The 23988-nt window shown below is 72.7% G+C and carries 20 protein-coding genes; 14 read left to right on the top strand and 6 right to left on the bottom strand.

The window, feature by feature from the left end; genetic code table 11:
* Window positions 1–117 precede the first annotated feature (117 nt).
* Together K1J57_RS18835 and K1J57_RS18830 are read left to right on the top strand one after the other, a co-directional pair.
* Window positions 118–783 carry a DUF3043 domain-containing protein gene (locus tag K1J57_RS18835; RefSeq protein WP_220559879.1) on the top strand — a complete coding sequence of 222 codons (666 nt, stop codon included), beginning with the start codon at window positions 118–120 and terminating at the stop codon, window positions 781–783.
* A gap of 216 nt (window positions 784–999) precedes the next feature.
* A complete protein-coding gene (locus K1J57_RS18830) occupies window positions 1000–2004 on the top strand; it encodes an aldo/keto reductase family protein (RefSeq protein WP_220559877.1) in 1005 nt (334 codons plus the stop codon).
* 130 nt (window positions 2005–2134) lie between these two features.
* Here K1J57_RS18830 and K1J57_RS18825 read toward each other — a convergent pair whose 3' ends face one another.
* A complete protein-coding gene (locus K1J57_RS18825) occupies window positions 2135–2341 on the bottom strand; it encodes a hypothetical protein (protein WP_220559876.1) in 207 nt (68 codons plus the stop codon).
* A gap of 211 nt (window positions 2342–2552) precedes the next feature.
* Here K1J57_RS18825 and K1J57_RS18820 point away from each other — a divergent pair, with 211 nt between their 5' ends.
* The 10 genes from K1J57_RS18820 (at window position 2553) to K1J57_RS18775 (ending at window position 14161) form a co-directional block, all read left to right on the top strand.
* Window positions 2553–3542, top strand: coding sequence for a bifunctional adenosylcobinamide kinase/adenosylcobinamide-phosphate guanylyltransferase (locus K1J57_RS18820; protein WP_220565639.1), 990 nt, complete (start codon window positions 2553–2555; stop codon window positions 3540–3542).
* Complete coding sequence (locus tag K1J57_RS18815; RefSeq protein WP_220559875.1) at window positions 3539–4327, top strand: adenosylcobinamide-GDP ribazoletransferase; 789 nt, start codon at window positions 3539–3541, stop codon at window positions 4325–4327. The genes K1J57_RS18820 and K1J57_RS18815 overlap by 4 nt, the downstream gene beginning before the upstream one ends.
* A gap of 300 nt (window positions 4328–4627) precedes the next feature.
* Window positions 4628–6133 (top strand): leucyl aminopeptidase, encoded by a 1506-nt coding sequence (locus K1J57_RS18810; RefSeq protein WP_220559874.1) that lies wholly within the window; start codon window positions 4628–4630, stop codon window positions 6131–6133.
* Between the two features lie 122 nt (window positions 6134–6255).
* Window positions 6256–7632: a dihydrolipoyl dehydrogenase gene (lpdA, locus tag K1J57_RS18805; RefSeq protein WP_220559873.1), complete on the top strand. Its 1377-nt coding sequence runs from the start codon at window positions 6256–6258 to the stop codon at window positions 7630–7632.
* A gap of 123 nt (window positions 7633–7755) precedes the next feature.
* A complete protein-coding gene (gene sucB, locus K1J57_RS18800; protein ID WP_255647201.1) occupies window positions 7756–9489 on the top strand; it encodes a 2-oxoglutarate dehydrogenase, E2 component, dihydrolipoamide succinyltransferase in 1734 nt (577 codons plus the stop codon).
* 141 nt (window positions 9490–9630) lie between these two features.
* Window positions 9631–10200, top strand: coding sequence for an NADPH-dependent FMN reductase (locus tag K1J57_RS18795; protein ID WP_220559871.1), 570 nt, complete (start codon window positions 9631–9633; stop codon window positions 10198–10200).
* A gap of 326 nt (window positions 10201–10526) precedes the next feature.
* Complete coding sequence (locus K1J57_RS18790; protein WP_220559870.1) at window positions 10527–11459, top strand: TIGR01777 family oxidoreductase; 933 nt, start codon at window positions 10527–10529, stop codon at window positions 11457–11459.
* Window positions 11460–11468: 9 nt separating this feature from the next.
* Window positions 11469–12176, top strand: a complete 708-nt coding sequence (lipB, locus tag K1J57_RS18785) for a lipoyl(octanoyl) transferase LipB (RefSeq protein WP_220559869.1) — start codon at window positions 11469–11471, stop codon at window positions 12174–12176.
* Between the two features lie 87 nt (window positions 12177–12263).
* Window positions 12264–13211: a lipoyl synthase gene (gene lipA / locus K1J57_RS18780; protein WP_220559868.1), complete on the top strand. Its 948-nt coding sequence runs from the start codon at window positions 12264–12266 to the stop codon at window positions 13209–13211.
* Window positions 13212–13441: 230 nt separating this feature from the next.
* Window positions 13442–14161, top strand: a complete 720-nt coding sequence (locus tag K1J57_RS18775; RefSeq protein WP_220559866.1) for a DUF4191 domain-containing protein — start codon at window positions 13442–13444, stop codon at window positions 14159–14161.
* 75 nt (window positions 14162–14236) lie between these two features.
* Here K1J57_RS18775 and K1J57_RS18770 read toward each other — a convergent pair whose 3' ends face one another.
* The 5 genes from K1J57_RS18770 to K1J57_RS18750 all read right to left on the bottom strand — a co-directional run bounded on the left by K1J57_RS18770 (window position 14237) and on the right by K1J57_RS18750 (window position 18953).
* Window positions 14237–14479 carry a helix-turn-helix transcriptional regulator gene (locus K1J57_RS18770; RefSeq protein ID WP_220559865.1) on the bottom strand — a complete coding sequence of 81 codons (243 nt, stop codon included), beginning with the start codon at window positions 14477–14479 and terminating at the stop codon, window positions 14237–14239.
* Window positions 14479–15132, bottom strand: coding sequence for a DUF2975 domain-containing protein (locus K1J57_RS18765; protein WP_220559864.1), 654 nt, complete (start codon window positions 15130–15132; stop codon window positions 14479–14481). The genes K1J57_RS18770 and K1J57_RS18765 overlap by 1 nt, the downstream gene beginning before the upstream one ends.
* Before the next feature lie 129 nt (window positions 15133–15261).
* Entirely contained in the window at window positions 15262–16656 is a 1395-nt protein-coding gene (locus K1J57_RS18760) for an LCP family protein (protein ID WP_220559863.1), read from the bottom strand.
* Window positions 16657–16879: 223 nt separating this feature from the next.
* Entirely contained in the window at window positions 16880–18328 is a 1449-nt protein-coding gene (locus K1J57_RS18755; RefSeq protein ID WP_220559862.1) for an LCP family protein, read from the bottom strand.
* A 160-nt stretch (window positions 18329–18488) separates the two neighbouring features.
* Window positions 18489–18953: an RDD family protein gene (locus tag K1J57_RS18750; protein WP_220559861.1), complete on the bottom strand. Its 465-nt coding sequence runs from the start codon at window positions 18951–18953 to the stop codon at window positions 18489–18491.
* 329 nt (window positions 18954–19282) lie between these two features.
* On the opposite strand from K1J57_RS18750, the gene glnA reads away from it, so the two are divergent.
* On the top strand, window positions 19283–20707 hold the full coding sequence (gene glnA, locus K1J57_RS18745) for a type I glutamate--ammonia ligase (RefSeq protein WP_220559860.1): 1425 nt from the start codon (window positions 19283–19285) through the stop codon (window positions 20705–20707).
* Between the two features lie 215 nt (window positions 20708–20922).
* Window positions 20923–23964, top strand: a complete 3042-nt coding sequence (locus K1J57_RS18740; protein WP_220559859.1) for a bifunctional [glutamine synthetase] adenylyltransferase/[glutamine synthetase]-adenylyl-L-tyrosine phosphorylase — start codon at window positions 20923–20925, stop codon at window positions 23962–23964.
* The last annotated feature ends 24 nt before the right edge of the window (window positions 23965–23988 follow it).

The raw sequence follows: 23988 nt of genomic DNA, 5'->3' as shown, positions 1-23988 counted from the left end.
AAGTCGCTGAAACACGCTCATCGGCGTGGCCGTCCCCTTCTCGGTGCGTACATCGGCTGTTCCCAGCGGGCGCTTCGCCCAACCCTACGCGGTCTGACCCGCGGTCGCCATAAAGCTGTGACCGGCTACCCTGAGGGTGTGTTCCGACGTCGCTCCGCTTCCGCAGACACGGATTCGAAGACCACCGAATCCGCCAGCCCCGAGGCCTCTGAGGCCACCCAACCTAAGGGATATACCCCTAAGAAGGGTGTGCCCACCCCCAAGCGCAAGGAATCCGAGTCGAACCCGCGCAAGCTGGTCAAGGCTCCGGAGACCCGCAAGGAGGCCTACGAGATCCACCGCGCCCGCTCCGAACGTAAACGAGGCGTCAGCAAGGTGAGTTCCGGCGGCCTCAAGGGCGTTCCCGCCGACGAGGCCCGGTTCTACCGTCCCGCCGACCTGGGCCCGGCCCGCCGCTACGCCCGTGACCTGGTGGACTCCCGCCGCACGCTCAGCGAGTTCTTCCTGCCGCTGTCGATCGTCATCATCCTGCTGATCATGGTGCCCAGCCCGATCTTCCAGGTCGGTGTGGCGTACGTGGCCTGGCCGCTGATGATGGTGTCGCTCATCATCGAGGGCGTCTTCACCTCGCGCCGGGTCAAGCGGGAGGCCGCCGAGCACTACCCGGACGACGACATGCTGCGAGGCATCGGCTGGTACGCGGTCATGCGCCAGATCCAGTTCCGCCGGCTGCGGCTGCCCAAGCCGAAGGTCAAGGTCGGCGAGGTCCCGGTCCCGCACTAGCGCGGACCCGGGACGGGGCCCGCGCCCCCCACGGACACCCGGGGCCGGTGCGCGTGCGCGCACCGGCCCCCGACCTTCTCCCCCGTCTTTCCCCGGGACCGCCCCGGGGCTTCCCCGATCTTTCCCCGAGTTCTCCGCGGAGGCCGGTGGGAGCGTTCCCACGGCCGCCGGGGCCGCCCTCGCGGAAGGACCCGGTACCCGGCTAGAGTGCCCGCCATGGAATTCCGCCATCTCGGCAAGAGCGGTCTCGCCGTCAGCGAGATCGCCTACGGCAACTGGATCACCCACGGCTCCCAGGTCGAGGAGGACGCGGCCGTCGCCTGCGTCCGCGCCGCCCTGGACGCCGGCATCACCACGTTCGACACCGCGGACGTCTACGCCCGCGGCAAGGCCGAGGAGGTCCTCGGCCGGGCGCTCAAGGGCGAGCGCCGCGACGGCCTGGAGATCTTCTCCAAGGTCTACTGGCCGATGGGCCCGGGCAAGAACGACCGGGGCCTGTCGCGCAAGCACATCATCCGCGGCGTGGAGGACACCCTGCGCCGCCTGGGCACCGACTACCTGGACCTGTACCAGGCCCACCGGTTCGACCACGGGGCCCCGCTGGAGGAGACCCTGCGGGCCTTCGAGGACCTGGTCCGCCAGGGCAAGGTCCTGTACGTGGGCGTCTCGGAGTGGAACGCCGAGCAGATCGAGCGGGCCCTGAAGATCGCCGACGAGTCCGGGTTCGACCGCATCGTCTCCAACCAGCCGCAGTACAACATGTTGTGGCGGGTCATCGAGTCCGAGGTCGTCCCGGTGTCCCGCCGCGAGGGGCTGGGCCAGGTCGTCTGGTCGCCCATCGCGGGCGGCATCCTCACCGGCAAGTACAAGCCGGGCGCGCCGCTGCCGGAGAACACCCGGGCCACCGACCCCAACAGCAAGCACTTCATCGCCGACCGGGTCGGCGACCAGGAGCTGCTGGAGCGGGTGCAGAAGCTGGCCCCGCTGGCCGCCGAGGCGGGTCTGACCCTGCCCCAGCTGGCCGTGGCCTGGGTCCTGCAGAACGACAACGTCTCCACCGCCATCGTCGGCGCCACCCGGCCCGAGCAGGTGCGGGACAACGTCCAGGCGGCCGGCGTGAAGCTGGACGCGGAGCTGCTGGCCCGGATCGACGAGATCCTCGGCGACAGCGTCGACCGCGACCCGGCGCTCACCCGCAGCCCGGAGGACATCCGCGCCTAAGCGGTGTTCCCGGACCCTCGCTCCGCCGCGGTCCGCGCCCGGCGCCCTCCGGCGCCCGCGGACCCCGCCGGCGCGGGAGGGCCCGGGGAGAACAGGGCCCCGGCCCCCGGAAGGGGCCGGGGCCCGTCGGTCATTCGGCGGGTTCCAGGGACATCGTGTAGACCTCCCTGCCGTCCTCCAGCAGGACGACCCGGTCCACTCCGCCCTCGGTGAGCTCGCCCCAGTTCTCGCCGAGCCAGCTCTCCGCGTCGCCGCGCGAGGTGAACGACTCCGCGGGGAGGTCACCTGCCAGCGGGTCCGCCCCGTCGGCCTCGCGGTACCGCCAGGTCCACGCCATCGTCGACCGCCCTTTCGTCCCGATAGGTCGCGGTCTACGGGTCACCGCGATCCAGTCCCGAGCTTAACCAAGGCTTGGTGGAGCATGCGGTTTACTTCTTCAGGTGCGAATCCGATTCCCGGGGACGGCCGGCCACGCCGGATGGCCCGCCCCGCAGTGCACCTGCGCCTCGTGCAACCAGGCCCAGGCCGACCGCCGGCTGCCGCTGCGCGTGACCGTCGACGACCGGTTCCGGCTCCGCGAGAGCGGCGCGGTGGGCCCGGTGCCCCCGGACTACTCGGTGACGCCCACCCCCGACGGCATCCTGGTGGCGAGCCCCGGCGGCGGGCGGCTGCTCTACGCCCGCTCCGGGCCCGCGACACTGCCCGCGGTGCCCCCGGTGGAGGCGGTCCCGCCCGGTTCGGGGTTCGCGTCGGCGCCGCCCCAGCAGGTGGACATGGTCATCGTGGACGCCGCCCAGCGTCCGGAGACCATCGGTGAGCTGCGGCGTAGCGGGGTGATCGGTGTGACCACGGCCGTGGTCGCGGTCGGCGGCGACCACCGGGTCCGCTCCCCCGCGGAGTTCGCCCGCCGGGCCCGGCTGTGGGGCGCGTTCGCCCCCGGCGACGGCCACGTCATGTCGTGCCCGCCGGCGGTCTGGCCGCAGTCGCGACCGCACGGCCCGCACCGGGTGCTCATCACCGGCGGCGCCCGCTCGGGCAAGTCGGTCGAGGCCGAGCTGCGGCTTCTCACCGAGCCGAAGGTGTCCTATGTGGCCACCGGCGAGCCCGCCGACCCCGCGCGCGACCCGGAGTGGGCCGAACGGGTGGCCCGGCACACCGCCCGCCGGCCGTGGTGGTGGGAGACCGAGGAGACCCGCGACCTGCCGTCGCTGCTCAAGCGGGCGCGGGGCGCGGTGCTCATCGACTGCCTGGGCACCTGGCTGACGGCGGTCATGGACGAGCACGGGCTGTGGGACGAGGAGCCGGCGCCGGACGCCGAGGAGCGGGTCGAGGCCGAGGTGCACGACCTGCTGGAGGCGTGGCGGGCCACCCAGGCCTACGCGGTGGCGGTGACCAACGAGGTGGGCTCGGGCGTGGTGCCCGCGACCCGGTCGGGGCGGCTGTTCCGCGACCACCTGGGGCGGCTGAACCAGTGGGTGGCGGCCGAGTCCGAGGAGGTCGTCCTGGTCACGGCCGGACGCGTGCTGGAGCTTCCGTGAGCGGTACCGCCGGCGCGGGCGCGCGTCTGGCGGTGGGGACGTTCACCGTGGTCCCGGTCCGGGTGGAGCGGGTGGACCGGGCGGCCGCCCGGTGGGCGATGCTGTGGGCCCCCGCGCTGGGGGCGGCGGCGGGCGCCCTGACCGGGGCGCTGGCCGCGGCCGGGACGGCGGCGGGGCTGCCCCCGGCACTGGCGGCGCTGCTCGGTGTGGGCGCCGGGGCGCTGTTCACCCGGGGGCTGCACCTGGACGGGCTGGCGGACCTGGCCGACGGGCTGGGCAGCGCCCGGCCGGCCGCGGGCGCGCTGGAGGTGATGCGCCGCTCCGACATCGGCCCGTTCGGTGTGATCACCCTGATCGTCGTGCTGGGCGCGCAGGTGCTGGCGCTGGGCCGGCTGGCGGAGGTGTCCCCGTGGGCGGCGCTGGCCGGGGCGGTGGCGGCGGGGGCCGCGGGCCGGACGGCGATCACGTGGGCGTGCACGCCGGGGGTGCCCGCGGCGCGTCCGGAGGGGCTGGGCGCGCTGGTGGCCGGGACGGTGCCGGTGGCGGGCGCGGCGGCGGCGACCGCGTGCGCGCTCGCGGTGTGCGCGCTGGGGCTGGTCCGGGGACCGGCGTTCGCGGCGGCCTGCGCCGTGGCATTCGTCGCGGGACTGGCGGGGGCGGCCCTGCTGAGGCGGCGGGCGGTGCGCCGGCTGGGCGGCGTGACCGGGGACGTGCTGGGGGCGCTGGCGGAGACGGCGGCCACGGTGGCCCTGGTGGTGCTCACCGGCGCGGCCGCGTGGCTGTGAACCCGGGACCGCGCGGCCACCAGGCGTTTTCTACCGATCGGTAATATCAACGCGCACCCGATGTAGCCATCATCACATTTTTTCACACCACGTTTCACCGCCCACCACGCCGGGGAACGCGCCGCCCGCCCGCCGCCCGGCTGTGACGGCCCCCACCGGCGGCCAGGGACGCCCTCCCCGGCCGGTCGGCCCGGGGCCGACCCCCGACCGGCCCCGCCCTCCGCTCCCCCGCGCAGCGCCCCCTCAGGGGCCGGAGCGCCACGTCACCGACCGGAGCACGGGGCGACTAGCATCGTGGGTGTGAGCACGACGTTGTCAGTACACACGGAGTCCCCCAGTTCGCTCGACGCCGACGCCCTCGTCGTCGGTTACCACTCCGGGGGCGACGCCCCGGAGCCCGCGTCGGGCGCTCATGACGTCGACGCCGCCTTCTCCGGCGGCCTCGCCCAGACCCTGTCGCTCCTGGGAGCGAGCGGCGCCGCAGAGGAGGTGCACACCCTTCCCTCCCTCGGGGCCGTCGCCGCCCCGGTGATCGTCGCCGTCGGCCTCGGTGACAGGCCCGCCGACGGCCCGGTCGACGCCGACACCCTCGCCCGCGCCGCGGGCGCCGCGCTGCGCGCCCTGGCCGCCCGCCCCGAGGGCGCGGGCCGCGTGGCGCTGGCCCTGCCGGCCGGCACCGCCGAAGAGGCCGGGGCCGTCGCCCTGGGCGCCCGGCTGGGCGCCTACTCCTTCGACCGCTACCGCACCGGCGAGAAGGCCGGGAAGAAGGCCGCCCCCGCGCTGCTGCTGGCGAGCGGCGCCGAGGGCGCGCAGGCCGCGGTCGAGCGCGCCGCCGTCCTGGCCGACGCGGTCGAGCTGACCCGCGACCTGGTCAACACCGCCCCCTCCGACCTGGTCCCCGAGGACCTGGCCGCGACCGCCCAGGAGATCGCCGCGCAGGCCGGCCTGGACATCGAGGTGCTCGACGAGCAGGCCCTCGCCGAGGGCGGCTACGGCGGCCTGACCGGCGTCGGCCAGGGCTCGGCCAACCCGCCGCGCCTGGTCCGCCTGGCCCACACCCACCCGGAGGCCACCCGCACGGTCGCCTTCATCGGCAAGGGCATCACCTTCGACTCCGGCGGCCTGTCCCTCAAGCCCGCCACCGCCATGGACTGGATGAAGTCCGACATGGCCGGCGCCGCCTCCGTGCTCGCCGCCCTGCGGGCCGTCTCCGCCCTGGGCCTGAAGGTCAACGTCGTCGGCTACCTGGCCGTCGCCGAGAACATGCCCAGCGGCACCGCCCAGCGCCCCTCCGACGTGCTGACCATCTACGGCGGCAAGACCGTCGAGGTCCTCAACACCGACGCCGAGGGCCGCCTGGTCATGGCGGACGCCCTGGTCCGCGCCCAGGAGGACGGCCCCGACCTGGTCGTCGACATCGCCACGCTGACCGGCGCCCAGCTGGTCGCGCTCGGCACCCGCGTGTTCGCGGTCATGGCCAACGACGACGAGGTGCGCGAGCAGGTCGTCGCGGCGGCCGGCGCCGAGGGCGAGGCCGCCTGGCCGATGCCCCTGCCCGCCGAGCTGCGCGCGGGGCTGGACTCCGCGGTCGCCGACATCGCCAACGTGGCGGGCGAGCGCTGGGGCGGCATGCTGTCCGCCGGCGTCTTCCTCAAGGAGTTCATCGGCGAGGGCGTCAAGTGGGCGCACCTCGACATCGCCGGCCCCTCCTTCAACCAGGGCGGCCCGCACGGGTACACGCCCAAGGGCGGTACCGGCTCCGGCACCCGGACCCTGGTCCGCATCGCGGAGTCCTACGCCGAATAGCCCGACCCCGGGGCGGCCGGCGCTCCCTGAGCCCGCGCCGACCGCCCCGACCGCGGTCCCCTCCCCCCGAGCCGCGGAAACCACCGGCAATCACCAGCCACCACAACAAGGAGTTCGTTCCCGTGAGTGAGAGCGGCGGCACCTTCGACCTCGTCGTCCTTGGCGGCGGCAGCGGCGGATACGCGGCGGCACTGCGCGCCGCGGAGCTCGACATGAACGTCGTGCTGATCGAGAAGGACAAGCTCGGGGGCACCTGCCTGCACCGCGGCTGCATCCCCACCAAGGCCCTCCTGCACTCGGCCGAGGTCGCCGACTCCGCCAAGGAGAGCGAGAACTTCGGTGTCAAGGCCACCTTCGAGGGCATCGACATCGAGGCCGTGCACAAGTACAAGGACAAGGTGATCAACGGCCTGCACAAGGGCCTCACCGGTCTGATCAAGTCCCGCAAGATCACCGTCGTCGAGGGCGAGGGCCGCCTCACCGGCAAGGACGAGGTCACCGTCGGCGACGCCGTCTACAAGGGCAGGGCCGTCCTGCTGGCCACCGGCTCCCAGCCCAAGACCCTGGGCCTGGAGATCGACGGCGAGAAGGTCATGACCAGCGACCAGGCCCTGGGCCTGGACCGCGTCCCCGGCTCCGTGGTGGTCCTGGGCGGCGGTGTCATCGGCGTGGAGTTCGCCAGCGTGTGGCGCTCCTACGGCGCCGAGGTCACCATCGTCGAGGCCCTGCCGCACCTGGTGCCGGTCGAGGAGGAGTCCAGCTCCAAGCTGCTGGAGCGCGCCTTCCGCAAGCGCGGCATCAAGTACGAGCTGGGCACCCCCTTCGAGTCGGTCAAGACCACCGACTCCGGGGTCACCGTCACCCTCCAGGGCGGCAAGACCCTGGAGGCTGAGGTGCTGCTGGTCGCCATCGGCCGCGGCCCCGTCTCCGCCGGCCTGGGCTACGAGGAGCAGGGCATCTCCCTGGACCGCGGCTTCGTCACCGTGGACGAGAACCTGCACACCGGCGTCGGGAACATCTACGCCGTCGGCGACCTCATCCCGACCCTGCAGCTGGCCCACGTCGGCTTCGCCGAGGGCATCTTCGTCGCCGAGCACCTCGCGGGCCTCAACCCGGCCCCGATCGACTACGACGGCGTCCCCCGCGTCACCTACTGCGAGCCCGAGGTCGCCTCGGTCGGCCTGACCACCAAGGCCGCCAAGGAGCGCGGCCTTGAGGTCGTCGAGATGAACTACAACCTGGCGGGCAACGGCAAGAGCCAGATCCTCCAGACCCAGGGCGCCGTCAAGGTCATCGCCGAGAAGGACGGTCCCGTGCTGGGCGTCCACATGGTGGGCAGCCGCGTCGGCGAGCTGATCGCCGAGGGCCAGCTCATCTACAACTGGGAGGCGCTGCCCTCCGAGGTGGCCCAGCTCATCCACCCGCACCCGAGCCAGTCGGAGGCGCTGGGCGAGGCGCACCTCGCGCTGGCGGGCAAGCCGCTCCACGTCCACGACTGACCGCACCGGGGGCGGGCCCGGCGGGCCCGCCCCCGCCGCCGTACATCCGCGCTGCCCATCACCGGGATCGGGCAGGACACCGCGCCCATATCCAACGAGGAACCCATGCCGACATCCGTTTCCATGCCCGCCCTGGGTGAGAGCGTCACCGAGGGGACTGTGACCCAGTGGCTGAAGAACGTGGGCGACACCGTCGAGGTAGACGAGCCGCTCCTTGAGGTCTCCACCGACAAGGTGGACACCGAGATCCCCTCCCCGGTAGCGGGCGTGCTCACGCAGATCCTCGTCCAGGAGGACGAGACCGTGGAGATCGGCGCGGAGATCGCCGTCATCGGCGAAGCGGGCGAGGACTCCGCCGCGCCGGCCGCCCCGGCCGCCGAGGAGGCGCGTCCGGAGCCGGCCGCCGCCCCGGAGCCCGAGCCGGCCCCGGAGCCGGAGCCCGAGCCCCGGCAGGAGCAGGCGCGGTCGGCCGCCGAGGCCCCGGAGCCCGCCGCCCCCGCCGCGGAGGGCCCTGAGACCCCGGTGACCATGCCCGCCCTGGGTGAGAGCGTCACCGAGGGGACCGTCACCCAGTGGCTCAAGAGCGTCGGCGACACCGTCGAGGTGGACGAGCCGCTCCTCGAGGTCTCCACCGACAAGGTGGACACCGAGATCCCCTCCCCGGTGGCCGGCGTGCTCACGCAGATCCTCGTCCAGGAGGACGAGACCGTGGAGATCGGCGCCCGGATCGCCGTCATCGGCGGTGCCGGCGCCGCTGCCGCCCCCGCGGCCCCCGCCGCCCCGGAACCGGCCCCGGCGAAGGCCGCCGAGCCCGCGGCGGCCGAGCCGGCCCCCGAGCCCGCCGCCCCGGCGCCCGCTCCGGCCTCCACCGACACCCCGTCGGTGGACATCGGCACCCTGAGCAGCACCGGCCCGTCGGGGACCGACACCGGCACCGAGGGCTACGTGACCCCGCTGGTGCGCAAGCTCGCCGCCGAGCACCGCGTGGACCTGAGCCGCGTCCGGGGCACCGGCGTGGGCGGGCGCATCCGCAAGCAGGACGTGCTCAAGGCCGCCGAGGAGCAGAAGGCCGCCGCCGCGCGCGCCGCCGCCCCGACCGCTCCGTCCTCGGCCCCGCGCAAGCAGGGCGCCGACACGGCGCTGCGCGGGCGCACCGAGAAGCTCACCCGGCTGCGCAAGTACATCGCCGACAGCATGGTGGAGTCCCTGCACGTCTCGGCGACGACCACCCAGGTCGCCGAGGTGGACGTCACCAAGATCGCGCGCCTGCGCGAGCGGGCCGCCGAGAACGGCGGAACGGCTCCGGACTTCTTCGCGTTCTTCGCGCTGGCGACGGTGGAGGCGCTGCGCGCCCACCCCAAGCTCAACGCGTTCATCGACGCGGACAAGCAGGAGGTGACCTACCACGACGTCGAGAACCTGGGCGTGTCGGTGGACACCGAGCGCGGCCTGCTGGTCCCGGTCGTCAAGGACGCGGGCAAGCTCGGGCTGAGCGGCCTGGCCGGCACCATCTCCGACCTGAGCGAGCGGGCCCACACCGGCCGGCTGGGCCCGGACGAGCTGGGCGGCGGCACGTTCACCATCGCCGAGACCGGCGGCACCGGGGCGCTGTTCGGCACCCCGATCATCAACCAGCCGCAGGTCGCGATCCTGGGCACCGGCGCGGTCGTCAAGCGCCCGGTCGTGGTCGAGGACCCGGCCATGGGCGGCGAGGTCATCGCCGTGCGCTCGATGGTGTACCTGTCCCTGGCCGTGGACCACCGGCTGATCGACGGCGCCGACGCGGGCCGCTTCCTCACGGCGGTCAAGGACCGCCTGGAGGAGGGCGACTTCGAGGGCGAGCTGGGCCTGTCCTAGCCGTCCGCCGATCCGCCCCGGAGGGCCGGGCACCGCACGGTGCCCGGCCCTCCGGCGTGAAAGTTCACATCCGCTTGACCTCTACAGCGGTTGAGGTTTTAGCGTTGGTGCACCGACCAGCACGGCACAAGGACCTGACACATGGACAACCTGCGGATCGCGGTGATCCTGGGCTCGAACCGGAACGGACGCACGGGGCCGGCGGTCTCCCGCTGGTTCGTGGACCTGGCCCTGGGCCGACCGGACCTGGACGTCGACGTCCTGGACGTGGCCGACCTGCCCGCCGACGAGCGGTACGGTCACGGGCACGGCGCCCCGCTGGCGGACTTCGGCCCCCGGGTGGCGGCCGCCGACGGGTACGTGGTGGTCACCCCCGAGTACAACCACGGCTATCCGGGCCCGCTCAAGAGCGCGATCGACTCGGCCCGCCGGGAGTGGTTCGGCAAGGCCGCGGGGTTCGTCTCCTACGGCGGGATGTCCGGCGGCCTGCGCGCGATCGAGCAGCTGCGCACGGTCTTCTCCGAGTTGCACGTGGCGACGATCCGCGACACGGTGAGCCTGCACAACGCGGGCGCGCTCTTCGGCCCGGACGGGCTCCCCGGCCCGGAGATGGCGGGCGCCGACGCCGCGGCGAAGCTCCTGCTGGACGAGCTGTCCTGGTGGGCCCTGGCCCTGCGCGAGGCGCGCCGACACCGGCCCTACCCGGCCTGAGCCCGCCGGGCGCGAGAGCACGGGCCGGGAACGGTGGACGGGGCGGCACCTCGCGGTGCCGCCCCGTCTTTCTACCCCACCAATCACCATCCCCTGATGATCCCCATCATCAAAGGTCTGTTGGGTGGACGCGACAGCCAGCCCGACAGCGCGTCGCCCACGGTAGCCCCGCGTTGACGCGGAGTTCCATGTCCCACGTTCAAAGTAGAAGACCCGGGGCCCCGCGCGCAGGACTTTGGCGAAAATCCCCGGGAAAAAATCGGGGCGGCCCCCACAAGGGCACCCCGGCCCCGGTACTCGCTCCCGCGCCGGGTAGACACCTGAGCATGAAAGTGGCGATCACGGGCAGTTCGGGACTCGTCGGGGCGGTGCTGGTCGAGGCGCTCCTCGCCGACGGGCACCGGGTCGTGCGGATGGTGCGGCACGCGCCCCGGCCGGTCTACCGGTCGCGGTTGGAGGAGGCCGAGTGGCGTCCCGAACAGGGGCGGGTGGACACCGTTGCGCTGCACGGCGCCGACGCGGTGGTGCACCTGGCGGGGGCGCCGCTGAGCCATGCGCCGTGGCCCCGGGGGCGGCGGGAGGCGATCCGGCGGGCCCGGGTGCGCGGCACCCGCACCCTGACGCGGGCGCTGACCGGTATGGACGCCCCTCCCCCGCGGCTGCTGGCCGCCTCCGGCATGCAGTTCTACGGCGACACCGGGGGCCGGGTAGTGACCGAGGCCGACCCGGCGGGCACCGGCTTCCTGGCGCAGGTGTGCCGCGACTGGGAGGCGGCGGCCGCCGAGGCCGCCGGGGCCGGGATCTCCACCGCGCACCTGCGGATGGCGGTGGTGCTGGACCGCTCCGGCGGCTACCTGCGCTCGGTGCTGCCGCTGTACCGGGCGGGGCTGGGCGGCCGGATCGGCTCGGGGGCCCAGTACATGACGTGGATCGCGATGCGCGACGCCATCGGGGCGATCCGGTTCCTGCTGGAGCGGCCCGACGTCACCGGGCCGGTCAACCTGTGCGCGCCCGAGCCGGTGAGCAACGCCGCCTTCACCGAGGCCCTGGCCCGCGCCCTGGACCGCCCGGCGGTGCTGCGGGTCCCGGCGACGGCGCTGCGCGCCACCCTGGGGGACTACGCGGAGGAGACGGCCCTGCTCGATCTGCGGGGGCGGCCCGAACGCCTGATCAAGGAAGGTTATTCCTTCACACTTCCCACCATCGACAGTGCGCTATCCGACATCCTGGCCCGACCGCTGCCTTCCGCCGGGGCGTAGAGTGAATGTGTGAGTGATCTCGTTTACGCATGGCTCGGCGCCACCCCCGTCCCCTACCATCAGGGCTGGGACCTGCAGAAGCGGCTCCACGAGCGCCGCGTCGCCGACGAGGTGGCCGACACCGTCCTCCTCCTGGAGCACGAACCCGTGTACACGGCGGGCAAGCGCACCGGGAGGTCGGATCGTCCCATCACAGACCCCGGAGCGCCGGTCGTGGACATCGACCGGGGGGGCAAGATCACCTGGCACGGCCCCGGGCAGCTCACGGTGTACCCCATCGTGCGGCTCCCGGACCCCATCGACGTGATCGCCTACGTCCGCATGCTGGAGGAGGCCATCATCCGCACCATCGCGGAGTACGGCCTCGTCGGCAGGCGTGTGGAGGGGCGCACGGGGGTGTGGCTGGACGCCGACCCCGACCGCGGGCTCATCGAACGCAAGATCGCGGCGATCGGCTGCCGCATCGCCCGCGGGGTCGGCATGCACGGGCTCGCCCTGAACTGCAACAATGACATGTCGTGGTTCGACCGGATCGTCCCCTGCGGCATCTCCGACGCCGGGGTCACCTCGCTCACCGCCGAAACCGGGCGCGACGTCCCGGTCGCCGAGGTGCGACCGCTGATGGAGCGCCACCTGGCGGACGTCCTGGGCGCGCACCAGTACAGCCACATCGACGGCCCCGGACTGCTGTCCGAGCCCGTCGCCGCCCGGGGATGACACACCACACCATGAGCCGGCCCCCGCACGGCCCCGCCCTCACCAGGGCGTCCGGGTCCGCGGGGCACAGAAGGGAACGGGTTCACGTTGACCATCGCTCCTGAGGGCCGCCGCCTGCTGCGCGTCGAGGCGCGCAACAGCGAGACCCCCATCGAGAAGAAGCCGCCGTGGATCAAGATCAAGGCGCACATGGGGCCGGAGTACTCCGAGCTGCGCTCACTGGTCAAGACCGAGGGCCTGCACACGGTGTGCCAGGAGGCGGGCTGCCCCAACATCTACGAGTGCTGGGAGGACCGCGAGGCCACCTTCCTCATCGGCGGCGACCAGTGCACCCGCCGCTGCGACTTCTGCCAGATCGCCACGGGCAAGCCCACCGCGCTGGACCGCATGGAGCCGACCAAGGTCGCCAACTCGGTCAAGACGATGGGGCTGCGCTACGCCACCATCACCGGTGTCGCCCGCGACGACCTGGAGGACGGCGGCGCCTGGCTCTACGCCGAGACGGTGCGCAAGATCCACGAGCTGAACCCGGACACCGGCGTCGAGCTGCTCATCCCGGACTTCAACGCCGACCCCGACCAGCTGGCCGAGGTCTTCGGGTCCCGCCCCGAGGTGCTGGCGCACAACGTGGAGACGGTGCCGCGCATCTTCAAGCGCATCCGCCCGGGCTTCCGCTACGAGCGCTCCCTGGAGGTCATCACCAAGGCCCGCGAGGACGGCCTGGTCACCAAGTCGAACCTCATCCTGGGCATGGGCGAGACCCGGGAGGAGATCAGCGAGGCCATGCGCGACCTGCACGAGGCCGGCTGCGACCTGCTGACCATCACCCAGTACCTGCGCCCCTCCAAGCTGCACCACCCGATCGACCGCTGGGTGAAGCCGCAGGAGTTCGTGGAGCTGGGCGAGGAGGCCGAGGAGATCGGCTTCGCCGGTGTCATGTCGGGGCCGCTGGTGCGTTCGTCCTACCGGGCCGGACGCCTCTACCAGCAGGCGCGCGAGAAGCGTGACGCCGAGGCCGCCGCCCTGACCAAGTAGTACATAACGGGCTTTCCGCCCGAGTCGTGACCAAGCTGGAACGGTGGCCTCCGGGCCACCGTTCCGCGCACCCGGGTCCCGCCGCATATCCTGGGGGTCCGACAGGGCGCCCCGGCAGGTGGCGCCGAAGGGCGCCGCACGAGTCGACCGCGTAGGTAGAAGGAGGCAAGGCAGCTTCGGGATCTCCGTCCCCGCCGACGGTCCGTCGGCGCCCGCTGCCTGAGAGCACGATGGCGAAAAAGGGTTCCGAGAGCACAGCACCCGCCCAGGGCAAGGACAAGAAGGAGCCCGGCCGGCTCAAGCAGATCGGCATGGTCGCCAAGGTCGTCCACCGCCAGAGCCCGCGCAGTATCCCGCTGGCCGCCGGCGTCGCGGTCCTCATCCTCGCGGTGTTCGTCGCCATCGGCATCTGGACCGGTTCCTGGATCCTGTGGCCGCTGACCGGCCTGCCGATCGCGCTGCTGACCGGTTTCATCATCTTCACCCGTTCGGCCCAGCGCGTGCAGTACCAGATCCTCGACGGCCAGATCGGCGCCGGCGCGGCGATCCTGGACAACATGCGCGGCAACTGGACGACCGAGTTCGCGGTCAACGCCAACCGCCAGCAGGACGTGGTGCACCGGGTGGTGGGCCGCCCCGGCGTCATCCTGGTCGGCGAGGGCGACCCGCACCGCCTGAAGTCGCTCATCGCCTCGGAGAAGAAGCGCGTGTCCCGGGTGGCCCTGGACACCCCCATCTACGACTACAAGGTGGGCAACGGCGAGGACCAGGTCCCGCTGGCCAAGCTCCAGCGCACGCTGGTCAGGCTGCCGCGCACCCTGGACAAGAAGGACGTCACGCAGCTCAACTACCGGCTGCGCGCGCTGCCCGCCAAGATGCAGATGCCCAAGGGCCCGATGCCCAAGAACGCCAAGATGCCCCGGGGCCTGCGCGGCCAGAGCGGCGGCTGACCGCCCCGGCGCCTTTCGCCACGCGACGAGGGGGCGCGCACCGGATCCGTCCGGTGCGCGCCCCCTTCCCATCGTTCAGGACCGGTCCGCTGCGGGCGCGTAGTCGATGAGGTCGCCGGGGCGGCAGTCCAGCTCCCGGCACAGGGCCGCCAGCGTGCTGAACCGGATGGCCCGGGCCCGGCCGTTCTTGAGCACCGACAGGTTGACCACGGTGATCCCGACCCGGGCGGCCAGTTCGGTGAGGGTGATCCCGCGCGCGGCGAGCACCTCGTCCAAGCGGACGACGATGTCCGCGCCCTCGTCCTCCTCCGGCGGCATCAGACCAGTCCCCGCACGTCGTCGCGCATCCGTGTGCCGCGCCGGAACACCTCGGCCAGCCCCAGTAGGAGCAGGGACACGAAGACCATCGTGAAGGAGATCCCGCCCTCCCCGATGAGAACGTAGGAGATCTCGAAGCCGTCGACGCCCAGGGCCTGGCCGCGCAGGAGCCCTTCCCCGACCTTCTCCGCGGCCGGGACCAGCAGCGTTCCGGCCAGGACGGTCAGGGCGATGACGCGCAGCCGGAGGGCGTTGGCGGGGACGAAGGGATCGCCGAGGTCCAGGCTCCGGACGATGCGCAGCAGGTTGACCATCACCAGGAGGGCGGCCGCCTGGGCCAGCAGGCCGGGCAGGACCAGCAGCAGCCGCTGCACCGTCGTGGGGTCGTGGAACGTGATCACCATGCCCTGCTCCGACTCGATCCCGTACTCGGGCCCGGCCGGGACCGCGGGGGGCGCCGACTCCGGGGCGCCGTCGGGGGACGGGACCGTGATGGTGTTCGCGGGCACGGAGCCGTCGGCGGGCAGCAGCGGTGTGATCCACACCAGGGCGAACACGGTCGTGAACAGAGTGACGCCGATGGCCATGACGAGGATGAACCGAGCCACGAAACCGTCGGCACGGCTCCACCGAAAGGGGGTCCTCTTCGACATGCCTTCCCTCCTTATCGTTTTTCGATATTAACGATAAACGATAAGCCCCGGTGTGCCGAACGGATGGAACGGCGAGGGCCCCGGGGCGCGTTCGGCGCTCCCGGGGCCCTGTGTGCGTGGTGTGCGGGCCTAGCCGCAGTCGACGGACTGGTCGGCGGAGGTGCCGCTCAGACCCGCCAGCGGGTCGTCCGCGGACTCCCCGCCGGACTCGCCGCCGCCCTCGGCGCCCTCCAGGGCGACGCCCTGCCAGTCGGTGCCCATGACCAGCTCGACCGAGCCGGACAGGTCCGCGGCCTCCTCGATCTGCGCCCCGCTGACCAGCGCGTCGGCCACGGCCTGCGCCTGCGCCTGCTCGCCCGGGGCGTGGTAGACCGTGGTCTGCTGCGGGGCCCGGGTGGTGGGGTTGCCCGAGCCGGTGACGGTGAAGCCCAGCCCGGTCAGCAGCGGCTCCACCTGTCCGGCCAGCCCCTGGGTGCCCTGGTTGTTGACGATGTACACCGAGACGTCGGAGGGCGAGACGGACTCCTCGGGGGCCTCCTCGGCCGCCTCCTCCGGCTTCTCCTCCTCGGGCCTGGTCGCCTCGCCCGCGGCGACCGCCGCGAACAGCTCGGACGCCTGGGGCTCCATTAGCTGGACCTTGGCGTCGTTGTAGTCCTCGACCGGGACCGTCACCATGTTCATCCGCCCCAGGTCCACCCCGCGCATGGCGATGGCGAGCTCGGCCATCTCGTCGACGCTGAACTCGCTGTCGGTGGTCATGCTGTCGGTGACCGAGCCGAAGAAGTCGTAGAGGGTGGCGGGGCTGGTCATGACCTCGCCGGTGGTGACCTTGCGCAGGATCGCGCCGATCATCTGCTGCTGGCGCTTGATCCGGTCCAGGTCGCTGCCGTTCTCCGTGGTGTCCCGGGAGCGGGCCAGGGCGAGCGCCTGGGTGCCGTCCAGGGTCTGCTCCCCGGCGGGCAGGTCGAGCTTGGCCTTGGGGTCCTGGAGCGGCTCGGGGATGCACATGTCGATCCCGCCGATGGAGTCGACGATGGCCTGGAACCCGGCGAAGTCGACGAGGACCATGTGCTCCAGGTGGACGCCGGTGATGTTCTCGATGGTCTTGCCCTGGCAGTCCATCCCGCCGTAGAACATGGCGTGGTTGAGCTGGTCCACCGTCCCGGCGGTGATGCCGGGCTTGTCCTCGACGGGGTCGCAGCCCGGCATGGTGACCATGAGGTCGCGGGGCATGTTGACCATGGTCACCCCGCCCTTGTCGACGTCGATGTTGACCAGCACCAGGACGTCCGGGCGGATCCCGTTGGCGACGCTGTACTCGGCGTCCTCCCCGGCCCGCTCGTCGGTGGCCAGCAGCAGGATGTTGTGGATCCCGTCCACCTGCGCCGGGCGGTCGCCCCAGGCGTCGGTGTTGATGTCCTCGGTCTGCACCGCCAGGGCGTCGCGGTAGCCCGCGTAGCCGACCAGGCTGGCCGCGATGACGACGCCCGTCAGCCCGCAGGCCGCCCACTGACCCGGGGACATCCACGCCTTCGCCGTGGACTTCGCCGTTCTGGACACGTGTCTGGGAGCCAAGAGGGCACCTGCGATCCGTTCAGGGACAAGGGAAGGGGGAGGCCGTTCTCCCGGGCGGGCCCGGGGGTCACGACGGGATCACGGCCGAACGCTACCGCACGGTACGCCGAAGGCCGGGTTTCGGTCAAGTAAGGGTAACGAACCCCTTCGACCGGAATGTCCCCCCTGGGGATCAGCAGGCGCTCTCGGGCTTCTCCTCCGCGGTGATCCCGCCCAGGTCCTCGGTGACCGAGATCTCCGGCGCGGCCTCCTCCTCGTCGCCCTTGAACCCGGTCCAGTCCGGGCCGAGGACCAGTTCGAGGGTGCCGGTGAGCCCGGCGGCCTCCTCGGTGACCGCGGTCTCCAGCGACCCCGCCAGCAGCTCGGCGGCGGCCTCCTGGCCGGGCGCGTAGTAGACGGTGGTGACCGCGGGGACGCGGACCTGGGGGTTGCCGGTGGCGTTCACCGTGTACCCGTCGGTGGTCAGCCGCTCGGCGACCTGGCCGGCCAGGCCCTCGATCCCGGTGCCGTTGAGCACGTCCAGGGAGATGTCGGCCGGGGTCGGGCCGCTCTCGGCGTCGTCGGCCCCCTCGTCCCCCTCGCCCTCGTCCTCTTCCTCCTCCGCGCCCCCGGAGAGGTCGGCGCCGGAGTTGATGGCCGTGAAGAGCTCGGAGGCGGCGGGCTGGCTCAGCGCCAGGCGGTTGGGGTCGGCCGGGTGCTGGCCGTTGGGCACGGTGACGAACTGGATCCTGTTCAGGTCCACCTCGCGCATGGAGATCGCGATGTCGGTCATCGTGTCGACGGTGAAACCGTCGTCGGCGGTGACCGATTCGGTGACCGCGTTGAGGAAGTTGGTGATGGCCAGGGGGCTGGTCATCACCTCGCTGCTGAGGACCTGGCGCAGCATGGCGCCCATGAACTGCTGCTGGCGCTCGATGCGGGACAGGTCGCTGCCGTCGCCCTGGCCGTAGCGGGAGCGCACGTACCCCAGCGACTGCTCGCCGTCCAGGGTCTGTTCCCCGGCCTCCAGGGTCAGGTGGGCCTTGGGGTCGTCGATCGGGGCGGGGATGCACATCTGCACGCCGCCGACGGCGTCGACCATGTCCTTGAACCCGGTGAAGTCCATCATGACGAAGTGGTCCAGGTGGACCCCGGTGACCTGCTCGACGGCGTTCCACTGACAACCCACGCCGCCGAAGGTCATCGCCGAGTTGATCATGCCGCTCTGCGGGGCCATCCCCTCGTAGCCCTCGACCGCCTCGCAGCCGGGCAGGTCCACGACCAGGTCGCGGGGCAGGTTGACCATGGTGACGGCGCCGCGGTCGACGTTGATGCTGGCGATGAGCATCATGTCGGGGCGCTCGCCCTCGGCCTCGCCGTAGTTCGCGTTCTCCCCCGAGCGCACGTCCGACCCGATGACCAGGAGGTTCATGACGCCCTCGACGCTGGTGGGCCGGTCCCACTCGTCGGTGTCGACCTGGGCGGTCGTGATGTTGTTGGCGATGCCCTGGTACCAGAGGTAGCCGCCCAGGCTCCCCACGATCGACAGCGCGGTGACCGCGCAGGCGACCCACTGCCCCGTGGACAGGCGCACGGCGTCCAGGAAGCCGGCGGGGCGTGGGGCGGAGCGTTTTCCAGCCATGGCGAACCTTCGAGGGGTGCGGTGAGACCCGGGAGGGAGGGGACGCCGGGCGTCCGATGAGGGGATCACACAGTCCCGGGACGGTGTGACCGAGAATCGGATGCTAACAGCACCGGAGGGCCTGTTGATCCCGTCGTCATCCGGGCCGGGGCCCGGGTGCTCAGATGCGGACGGCCACGGTGCCCGCGGCGCGGTCGTGCAGGCCGCGGGTGTCGCGGTCGTAGATGACGGCCGGGATGACCAGGCACAGCAGGAGGGTGCGCACGGCCATGGAGGCGAACCACGGCCAGGAGCGCTCGCCGGTGGCCTTGATCCGCACGCCGACCAGGCGGCGGCCGACCGAGGTGCCGAACAGGCTGAGCAGCACGATGTTCATGGCGGCGAACACCACGAGGGCGGTGTTGCTGACCAGGGTGGTGGCCTGCTGCTCGTCGGCGACCCCCGCGCCGATGGCCCCGGCCGAGTACAGCCCGGCGGAGATGAGCAGCGCGAGCAGCCAGTCCAGCAGCAGGCCGGCCAGGCGGCGGCCCACGCCGGGCACCGAGTCGGGTCCGTGTTCGGGCAGGCCCAGCCGGTTGCCGCGGTAGCGGAAGTCGTCCTCGGTCACGGCCCTGTCCTCGCTCATGCCTCCACGGTATCCACCGTCGCGCGCGGCCTCGTCCCGGGTCGCCCGCACGGGGCCGCCCCGGGCCCGGCGGCGCCGTGGCACGGACCACATCCGGGCCTCCCGGCGTTCCGTTTTCGCCCTGTACACACAGGAATCACCGGGTCAGGCGGTATGGTCTGCGAAAACACCGGAGTCCGTAACATGCAGGAAACAATGGAGACACGGCATGGAAATCCCGCGCTCCTAGCTTCGTCAGCGAAGCCGGGAGACACCGCGTCGATCCGCCGCGTCCGCGATGGGGCGGCCCGCGGATCCGGTCGTCTCAGCCACCTGCACGGAGGTTCGTTTTGTTCAGCAGCGTCGACGAGGTGCTCGCTTTCATCCGGGACGAGGACGTCAAGTTCCTCGACGTCCGTTTCACGGACCTGTTCGGAGGCGTGAACCACGTTACCCTCCCGACCGAGAACGTCGACGCCTCGACGTTCACCGACGGTCAGATGTTCGACGGCTCGTCGATCCGCGGTTTCCAGGCCATCCACGAGTCCGACATGCTGCTGCTCCCCGACCTGAGCACCGGCGTGCTGGACCCGTTCCGCAAGTACAAGACGCTGAACATGACGTTCTTCGTCCACGACCCCCTCACCCTGGAGTCGTACAGCCGCGACCCGCGCAACGTCGCCCGCAAGGCCGAGGCGTTCCTGCGCGGCTCCGGTGTCGCCGACACCGCCTTCTTCGGCCCCGAGGCCGAGTTCTACATCTTCGACGACGTCAAGTTCGAGACCCGGTCCAACACCGGCTTCTACGAGATCGACTCCATCGAGGGCGCCTGGAACACCGGTTCGGCCCTCGAGGGCGGCAACCGCGGCTACCGTCCCCGCTACAAGGGCGGCTACTTCCCCGTCGAGCCGGTCGACCACTACAGCGACCTGCGCTCGGACATGGTCCGCACCCTCATCGAGGCGGGCATCGAGGTCGAGCTCCAGCACCACGAGGTCGGCACCGCCGGCCAGGCCGAGATCGGCATCAAGTTCGGCACGCTGCTCCAGCAGGCCGACCGCGTGCAGCTGTACAAGTACATCGTCAAGAACGTCGCCAACAACGCGGGCAAGACGGCGACCTTCATGCCCAAGCCGCTGTTCGGCGACAACGGCTCCGGCATGCACTGCCACCAGAGCCTGTGGAAGGACGGCGAGCCGCTGTTCTTCGACGAGTCCGGCTACGGCCAGCTGTCCGACACGGCCCGCTACTACATCGGCGGCCTGCTCAAGCACGCCCCGGCGCTGCTCGCCTTCACCAACCCGACGGTGAACTCCTACCACCGCCTGGTGCCCGGCTACGAGGCCCCGATCAACCTGGTCTACAGCCAGCGCAACCGCTCCGCGTGCATCCGCCTGCCGCTGACCGGCTCCAACCCCAAGGCCAAGCGCATCGAGTTCCGCGTGCCGGACCCGTCGGCCAACCCGTACCTGGCCTTCTCCGCCATGCTCATGGCCGGCATCGACGGCATCAAGAACAAGATCGAGCCGCCGGAGCCCGTGGACAAGGACCTCTACGAGCTGCCCCCGGCCGAGGCCAAGGCCATCAAGACGGTCCCGGCCTCGCTGGACGACGCGCTCAACGCGGTCGAGGAGGACCACGAGTTCCTCCTGGAGGGCGGCGTGTTCACGAAGGACCTCCTGGAGACCTACGTGGACTTCAAGCGCACCGAGGAGATCGACTCCCTGCGCCTGCGCCCCCACCCGCGCGAGTTCGAGCTCTACTACGACATCTAGGCCGTAGCGCAGCTCCCCGGGGAGGCGCGCCCGCGCGGGCACGCCTCCCCGCCCGGGGCCGGTATCCGTTCGGATACCGGCCCCGACCCGGTTCCGGACCATCCCCGGGCGAACCCGGCGACGGGGGCGCGTGGAGGTGTTCCGGCCCTCACCGTGCGGCCGTCCCGGGGCCGTGCGGCTACCGTTGACGCGTGGCAAGGGACGGAACAGACACCATGACGGCAGGCTCGCTCGCACGGCGCGGCTTCAGTGACAGCCCGCGGGCCCTGCGGCTGCTGACGGGGGCGGGGCTGGACTCCTCCGCCGACACGGCCGTGATCGACTCCCTGGCGGCGGCCCCCGATCCCGACCAAGCCCTGCTGGGGCTCATCCGGGTCCTGGAGAGCGACCCCGACCCGGACGTCCTGCGCGACGCCCTGCGCGAGGACTCCGACCTGCGGGAGCGGCTGTGCCGGGTGCTGGGCACCGGCGGCGCCCTCACCGACCACCTGGTGCGCCACCCCGGCGACTGGCGGGAGCTGCGCGGCGCCGACGCCGCCCGCACCCCCGAGCCGGAGGAGCTGCGCCGGGGGCTGCTGCACACCGTGGGCGCCGACCCCCACTCCCCCGCCCCGGCCGCCGACCTCTCCGGCACCCGTTCCGCCGCCGAGCTGCGCCACGTGCTGCGCGTCGCCTACCGGCGCCGGGTGCTGCGGCTGGCCGGCCGCGACCTGACGGGGCTGGTCACCGTGGACGCGGTGGCCGCCGAGCTGGCCGACCTGGCCGCCGCCCTGCTGGACGGCGCGCTGGCGGTGGCCCGCGCCGAGCACCCCGAGGACGCCGCCCGCTGCCGCCTGGCCGTCATCGGCATGGGCAAGTGCGGGGGCCGCGAGCTCAACTACGTCAGCGACGTGGACGTGGTGTTCGTGGCCGAGCCCGCCGGGGACCCCGGGGACGGGGAGCCGGCGGACGAGCAGGCGGCGATGCGTTCGGCGACCCGGCTGGCCACCGCCATGATGCGGGTGCCCGTCGAGACCGACGCCGAGGGCACCCTGTGGGAGGTGGACCCGGCGCTGCGCCCGGAGGGCAGGAACGGCCCGCTGGTGCGCCCGCTGTCGGGGCACCGCGCCTACTACGAGCGCTGGGCCAAGACCTGGGAGTTCCAGGCCCTGCTCAAGGCGCGGCCGATCGCCGGGGACGCGGAGCTGGGCCGCGCCTACATGGACGTCATCACGCCCATGGTGTGGCAGGCGTCCGCGCGCAAGGACTTCGTCGAGGACGTGCAGGCGATGCGCCGCCGGGTGCTGGAGCACATCCCCGCCGGGCAGGCCGACCGGGAGCTCAAGCTGGGCCCGGGCGGGCTGCGCGACATCGAGTTCTCCGTGCAGCTGCTCCAGTTGGTCCACGGCCGGGCCGACGACCGGCTGCGGTCGGGCACCACCCTGGTGGCGCTGGCCGCCCTGTCCGAGCACGGGTACGTGGGCCGCCAGGACGCCGCCGGGCTCGCCGACGCCTACCGGTTCCTGCGCCGGCTGGAGCACCTGCTGCAGCTGGAGCGGCTGCGCCGCACCCACCTGATGCCCGACGGCGCGACCGCCGACGGGCAGGCGGAGCTGCGGCGGCTGGGCCGGGCCCTGGGCTTCGTCGCCGACCCGGTGCGGGAGCTGACCGAGGCCCGCCGCAAGGTCGCCGCCGAGGTGCGGCGCCTGCACGAGAAGCTGTTCTACCGGCCGCTGCTGAACGCCGTCGCCAAGCTGCCCGGCGGGGAGGTGCGCCTGTCCCCCGAGCAGGCCCGCGACCGGCTGGAGGCGCTGGGGTTCGCCGACCCGGCCGGGGCGCTGCGCCACCTGGAGTCGCTGACCTCGGGCGTGTCCCGGCGCGCGGCCATACAGCGCACCCTGCTCCCGGTGATGCTGGGCTGGTTCTCCGACGCCCCCGACCCCGACGCGGGGCTGCTGGGGTTCCGCCAGGTCAGCGACTCGCTGGGCACCACCCCGTGGTACCTGAGGCTGCTGCGCGACGACGTCCGGGTCGCCGAGCGCATGGCGTGGCTGCTGGGCACCAGCCGCTACGTCACCGACCTGCTGCTGCGCGCCCCCGACGCGATCAAGGTGCTCGCCGACGACGCCGACCTGGTGCGCCGCGACCCCGGGTCGCTGGCCGCCGAGGCCGACGCGGCGCTGCGCCGCTACGCCACCGCCGAGGAGTCGGTGTCGGCGGTGCGGGCGCTGCGCCGCCGCGAGCTGCTGCGCACCGCCGCCGCCGACCTGTTGGAGGTCTCCGACGTCCGGGAGGTGGGCGCGGCCCTCACCGACATCTCCGCGGTGACCATCGACGCCGCCCTGCGGGTGGCCACCGCCCGGGTGCTGGAGGCCGACGGCGAGGAGCTGACCCGGGTGTGCGTGGTCGCGATGGGCCGGTTCGGGGGCGGTGAGCTGACCTACGCCAGCGACGCCGACGTCATGTACGTGCACGCCCCGCTGCCCGGCGTGGACACCACCGCGGCCACCCGGCAGGCGATGGCGGTCGTCCGGGAGCTGGCGCGGCTGCTGGAGATGCCCGCGGCCGAGCCGCCGCTGAAGGTCGACACCGACCTGCGGCCCGAGGGCAGGAGCGGCCCGGTGGTGCGCACCCTGGACTCCTACGCCGCCTACTACGGCCGCTGGTCGCAGGTGTGGGAGAGCCAGGCGCTGCTGCGGGCCCGGCCGGTGGCCGGCGACCCGGAGCTGCGGGCCGCGTTCACCGCGCTCATCGACCCGATCCGCTATCCGGCGGGCGGGATCGACTCCGCGTCGGTGCTGGAGATCCGCAAGCTCAAGGCGCGCATGGAGGCCGAGCGGCTGCCGCGCGGCGCCGACCCGACCCTGCACACCAAGCTGGGCCGGGGCGGGCTGTCGGACGTGGAGTGGGTGGCCCAGCTGACCCAGCTGCGCCATGCCCACGATTACCCGGACCTGCGCACCACCGGCACCCTGGAGGCGCTGGGGGCGGCGGTCGCCCACGGCTTCCTGACCGCCGACGACGGCGCCGTCCTGGAGCAGGCCTGGCGGCTGGCCTCGCGGGTGCGCGGCATGGTGATGCTGGTGCGCGGCCGGGGCGGCGACTCGCTCCCCACCGATCTGCGGGTGCGGGCGGCGCTGGCCACCGCCATGGGCTGCCGCAGCGCCCAGGACGAGGAGGGCCTGTGGGCGGGGCCCGCCGAGCAGCTGACGGAGGCGTACCTGCGCACGACCCGCCGGGCGCGGGCCGTGATGGAGCGCGTCTTCTACGACGACTAGGGCCTGTTCTCGAACGCTCTCCTG

The organism is Nocardiopsis sp. MT53, from assembly GCF_019598965.1.
GTDB classification, from domain to species: domain Bacteria; phylum Actinomycetota; class Actinomycetes; order Streptosporangiales; family Streptosporangiaceae; genus Nocardiopsis; species Nocardiopsis changdeensis.
Note: the sequence above shows the minus strand (reverse complement) of the source record. Positions and strands in the feature narration are given on the sequence as shown.

Excerpts from the sequence above, each read along its gene's own strand:
- K1J57_RS18830 (WP_220559877.1), top strand. The coding sequence starts at position 1,000 with ATGGAATTCCGCCATCTCGGCAAGAGCGGTCTCGCCGTCAGCGAGATC.
- K1J57_RS18825 (WP_220559876.1), bottom strand. The coding sequence starts at position 2,341 with ATGGCGTGGACCTGGCGGTACCGCGAGGCCGACGGGGCGGACCCGCTG.
- sucB (WP_255647201.1), top strand. The coding sequence starts at position 7,756 with ATGCCCGCCCTGGGTGAGAGCGTCACCGAGGGGACTGTGACCCAGTGG.
- K1J57_RS18795 (WP_220559871.1), top strand. The coding sequence starts at position 9,631 with ATGGACAACCTGCGGATCGCGGTGATCCTGGGCTCGAACCGGAACGGA.
- K1J57_RS18790 (WP_220559870.1), top strand. The coding sequence starts at position 10,527 with ATGAAAGTGGCGATCACGGGCAGTTCGGGACTCGTCGGGGCGGTGCTG.
- K1J57_RS18775 (WP_220559866.1), top strand. The coding sequence starts at position 13,442 with ATGGCGAAAAAGGGTTCCGAGAGCACAGCACCCGCCCAGGGCAAGGAC.
- K1J57_RS18770 (WP_220559865.1), bottom strand. The coding sequence starts at position 14,479 with ATGCCGCCGGAGGAGGACGAGGGCGCGGACATCGTCGTCCGCTTGGAC.
- K1J57_RS18765 (WP_220559864.1), bottom strand. The coding sequence starts at position 15,132 with ATGTCGAAGAGGACCCCCTTTCGGTGGAGCCGTGCCGACGGTTTCGTG.
- K1J57_RS18760 (WP_220559863.1), bottom strand. The coding sequence starts at position 16,656 with ATGTCCCCGGGTCAGTGGGCGGCCTGCGGGCTGACGGGCGTCGTCATC.
- K1J57_RS18755 (WP_220559862.1), bottom strand. The coding sequence starts at position 18,328 with ATGGCTGGAAAACGCTCCGCCCCACGCCCCGCCGGCTTCCTGGACGCC.
- K1J57_RS18750 (WP_220559861.1), bottom strand. The coding sequence starts at position 18,953 with ATGAGCGAGGACAGGGCCGTGACCGAGGACGACTTCCGCTACCGCGGC.
- K1J57_RS18740 (WP_220559859.1), top strand. The coding sequence starts at position 20,923 with ATGACGGCAGGCTCGCTCGCACGGCGCGGCTTCAGTGACAGCCCGCGG.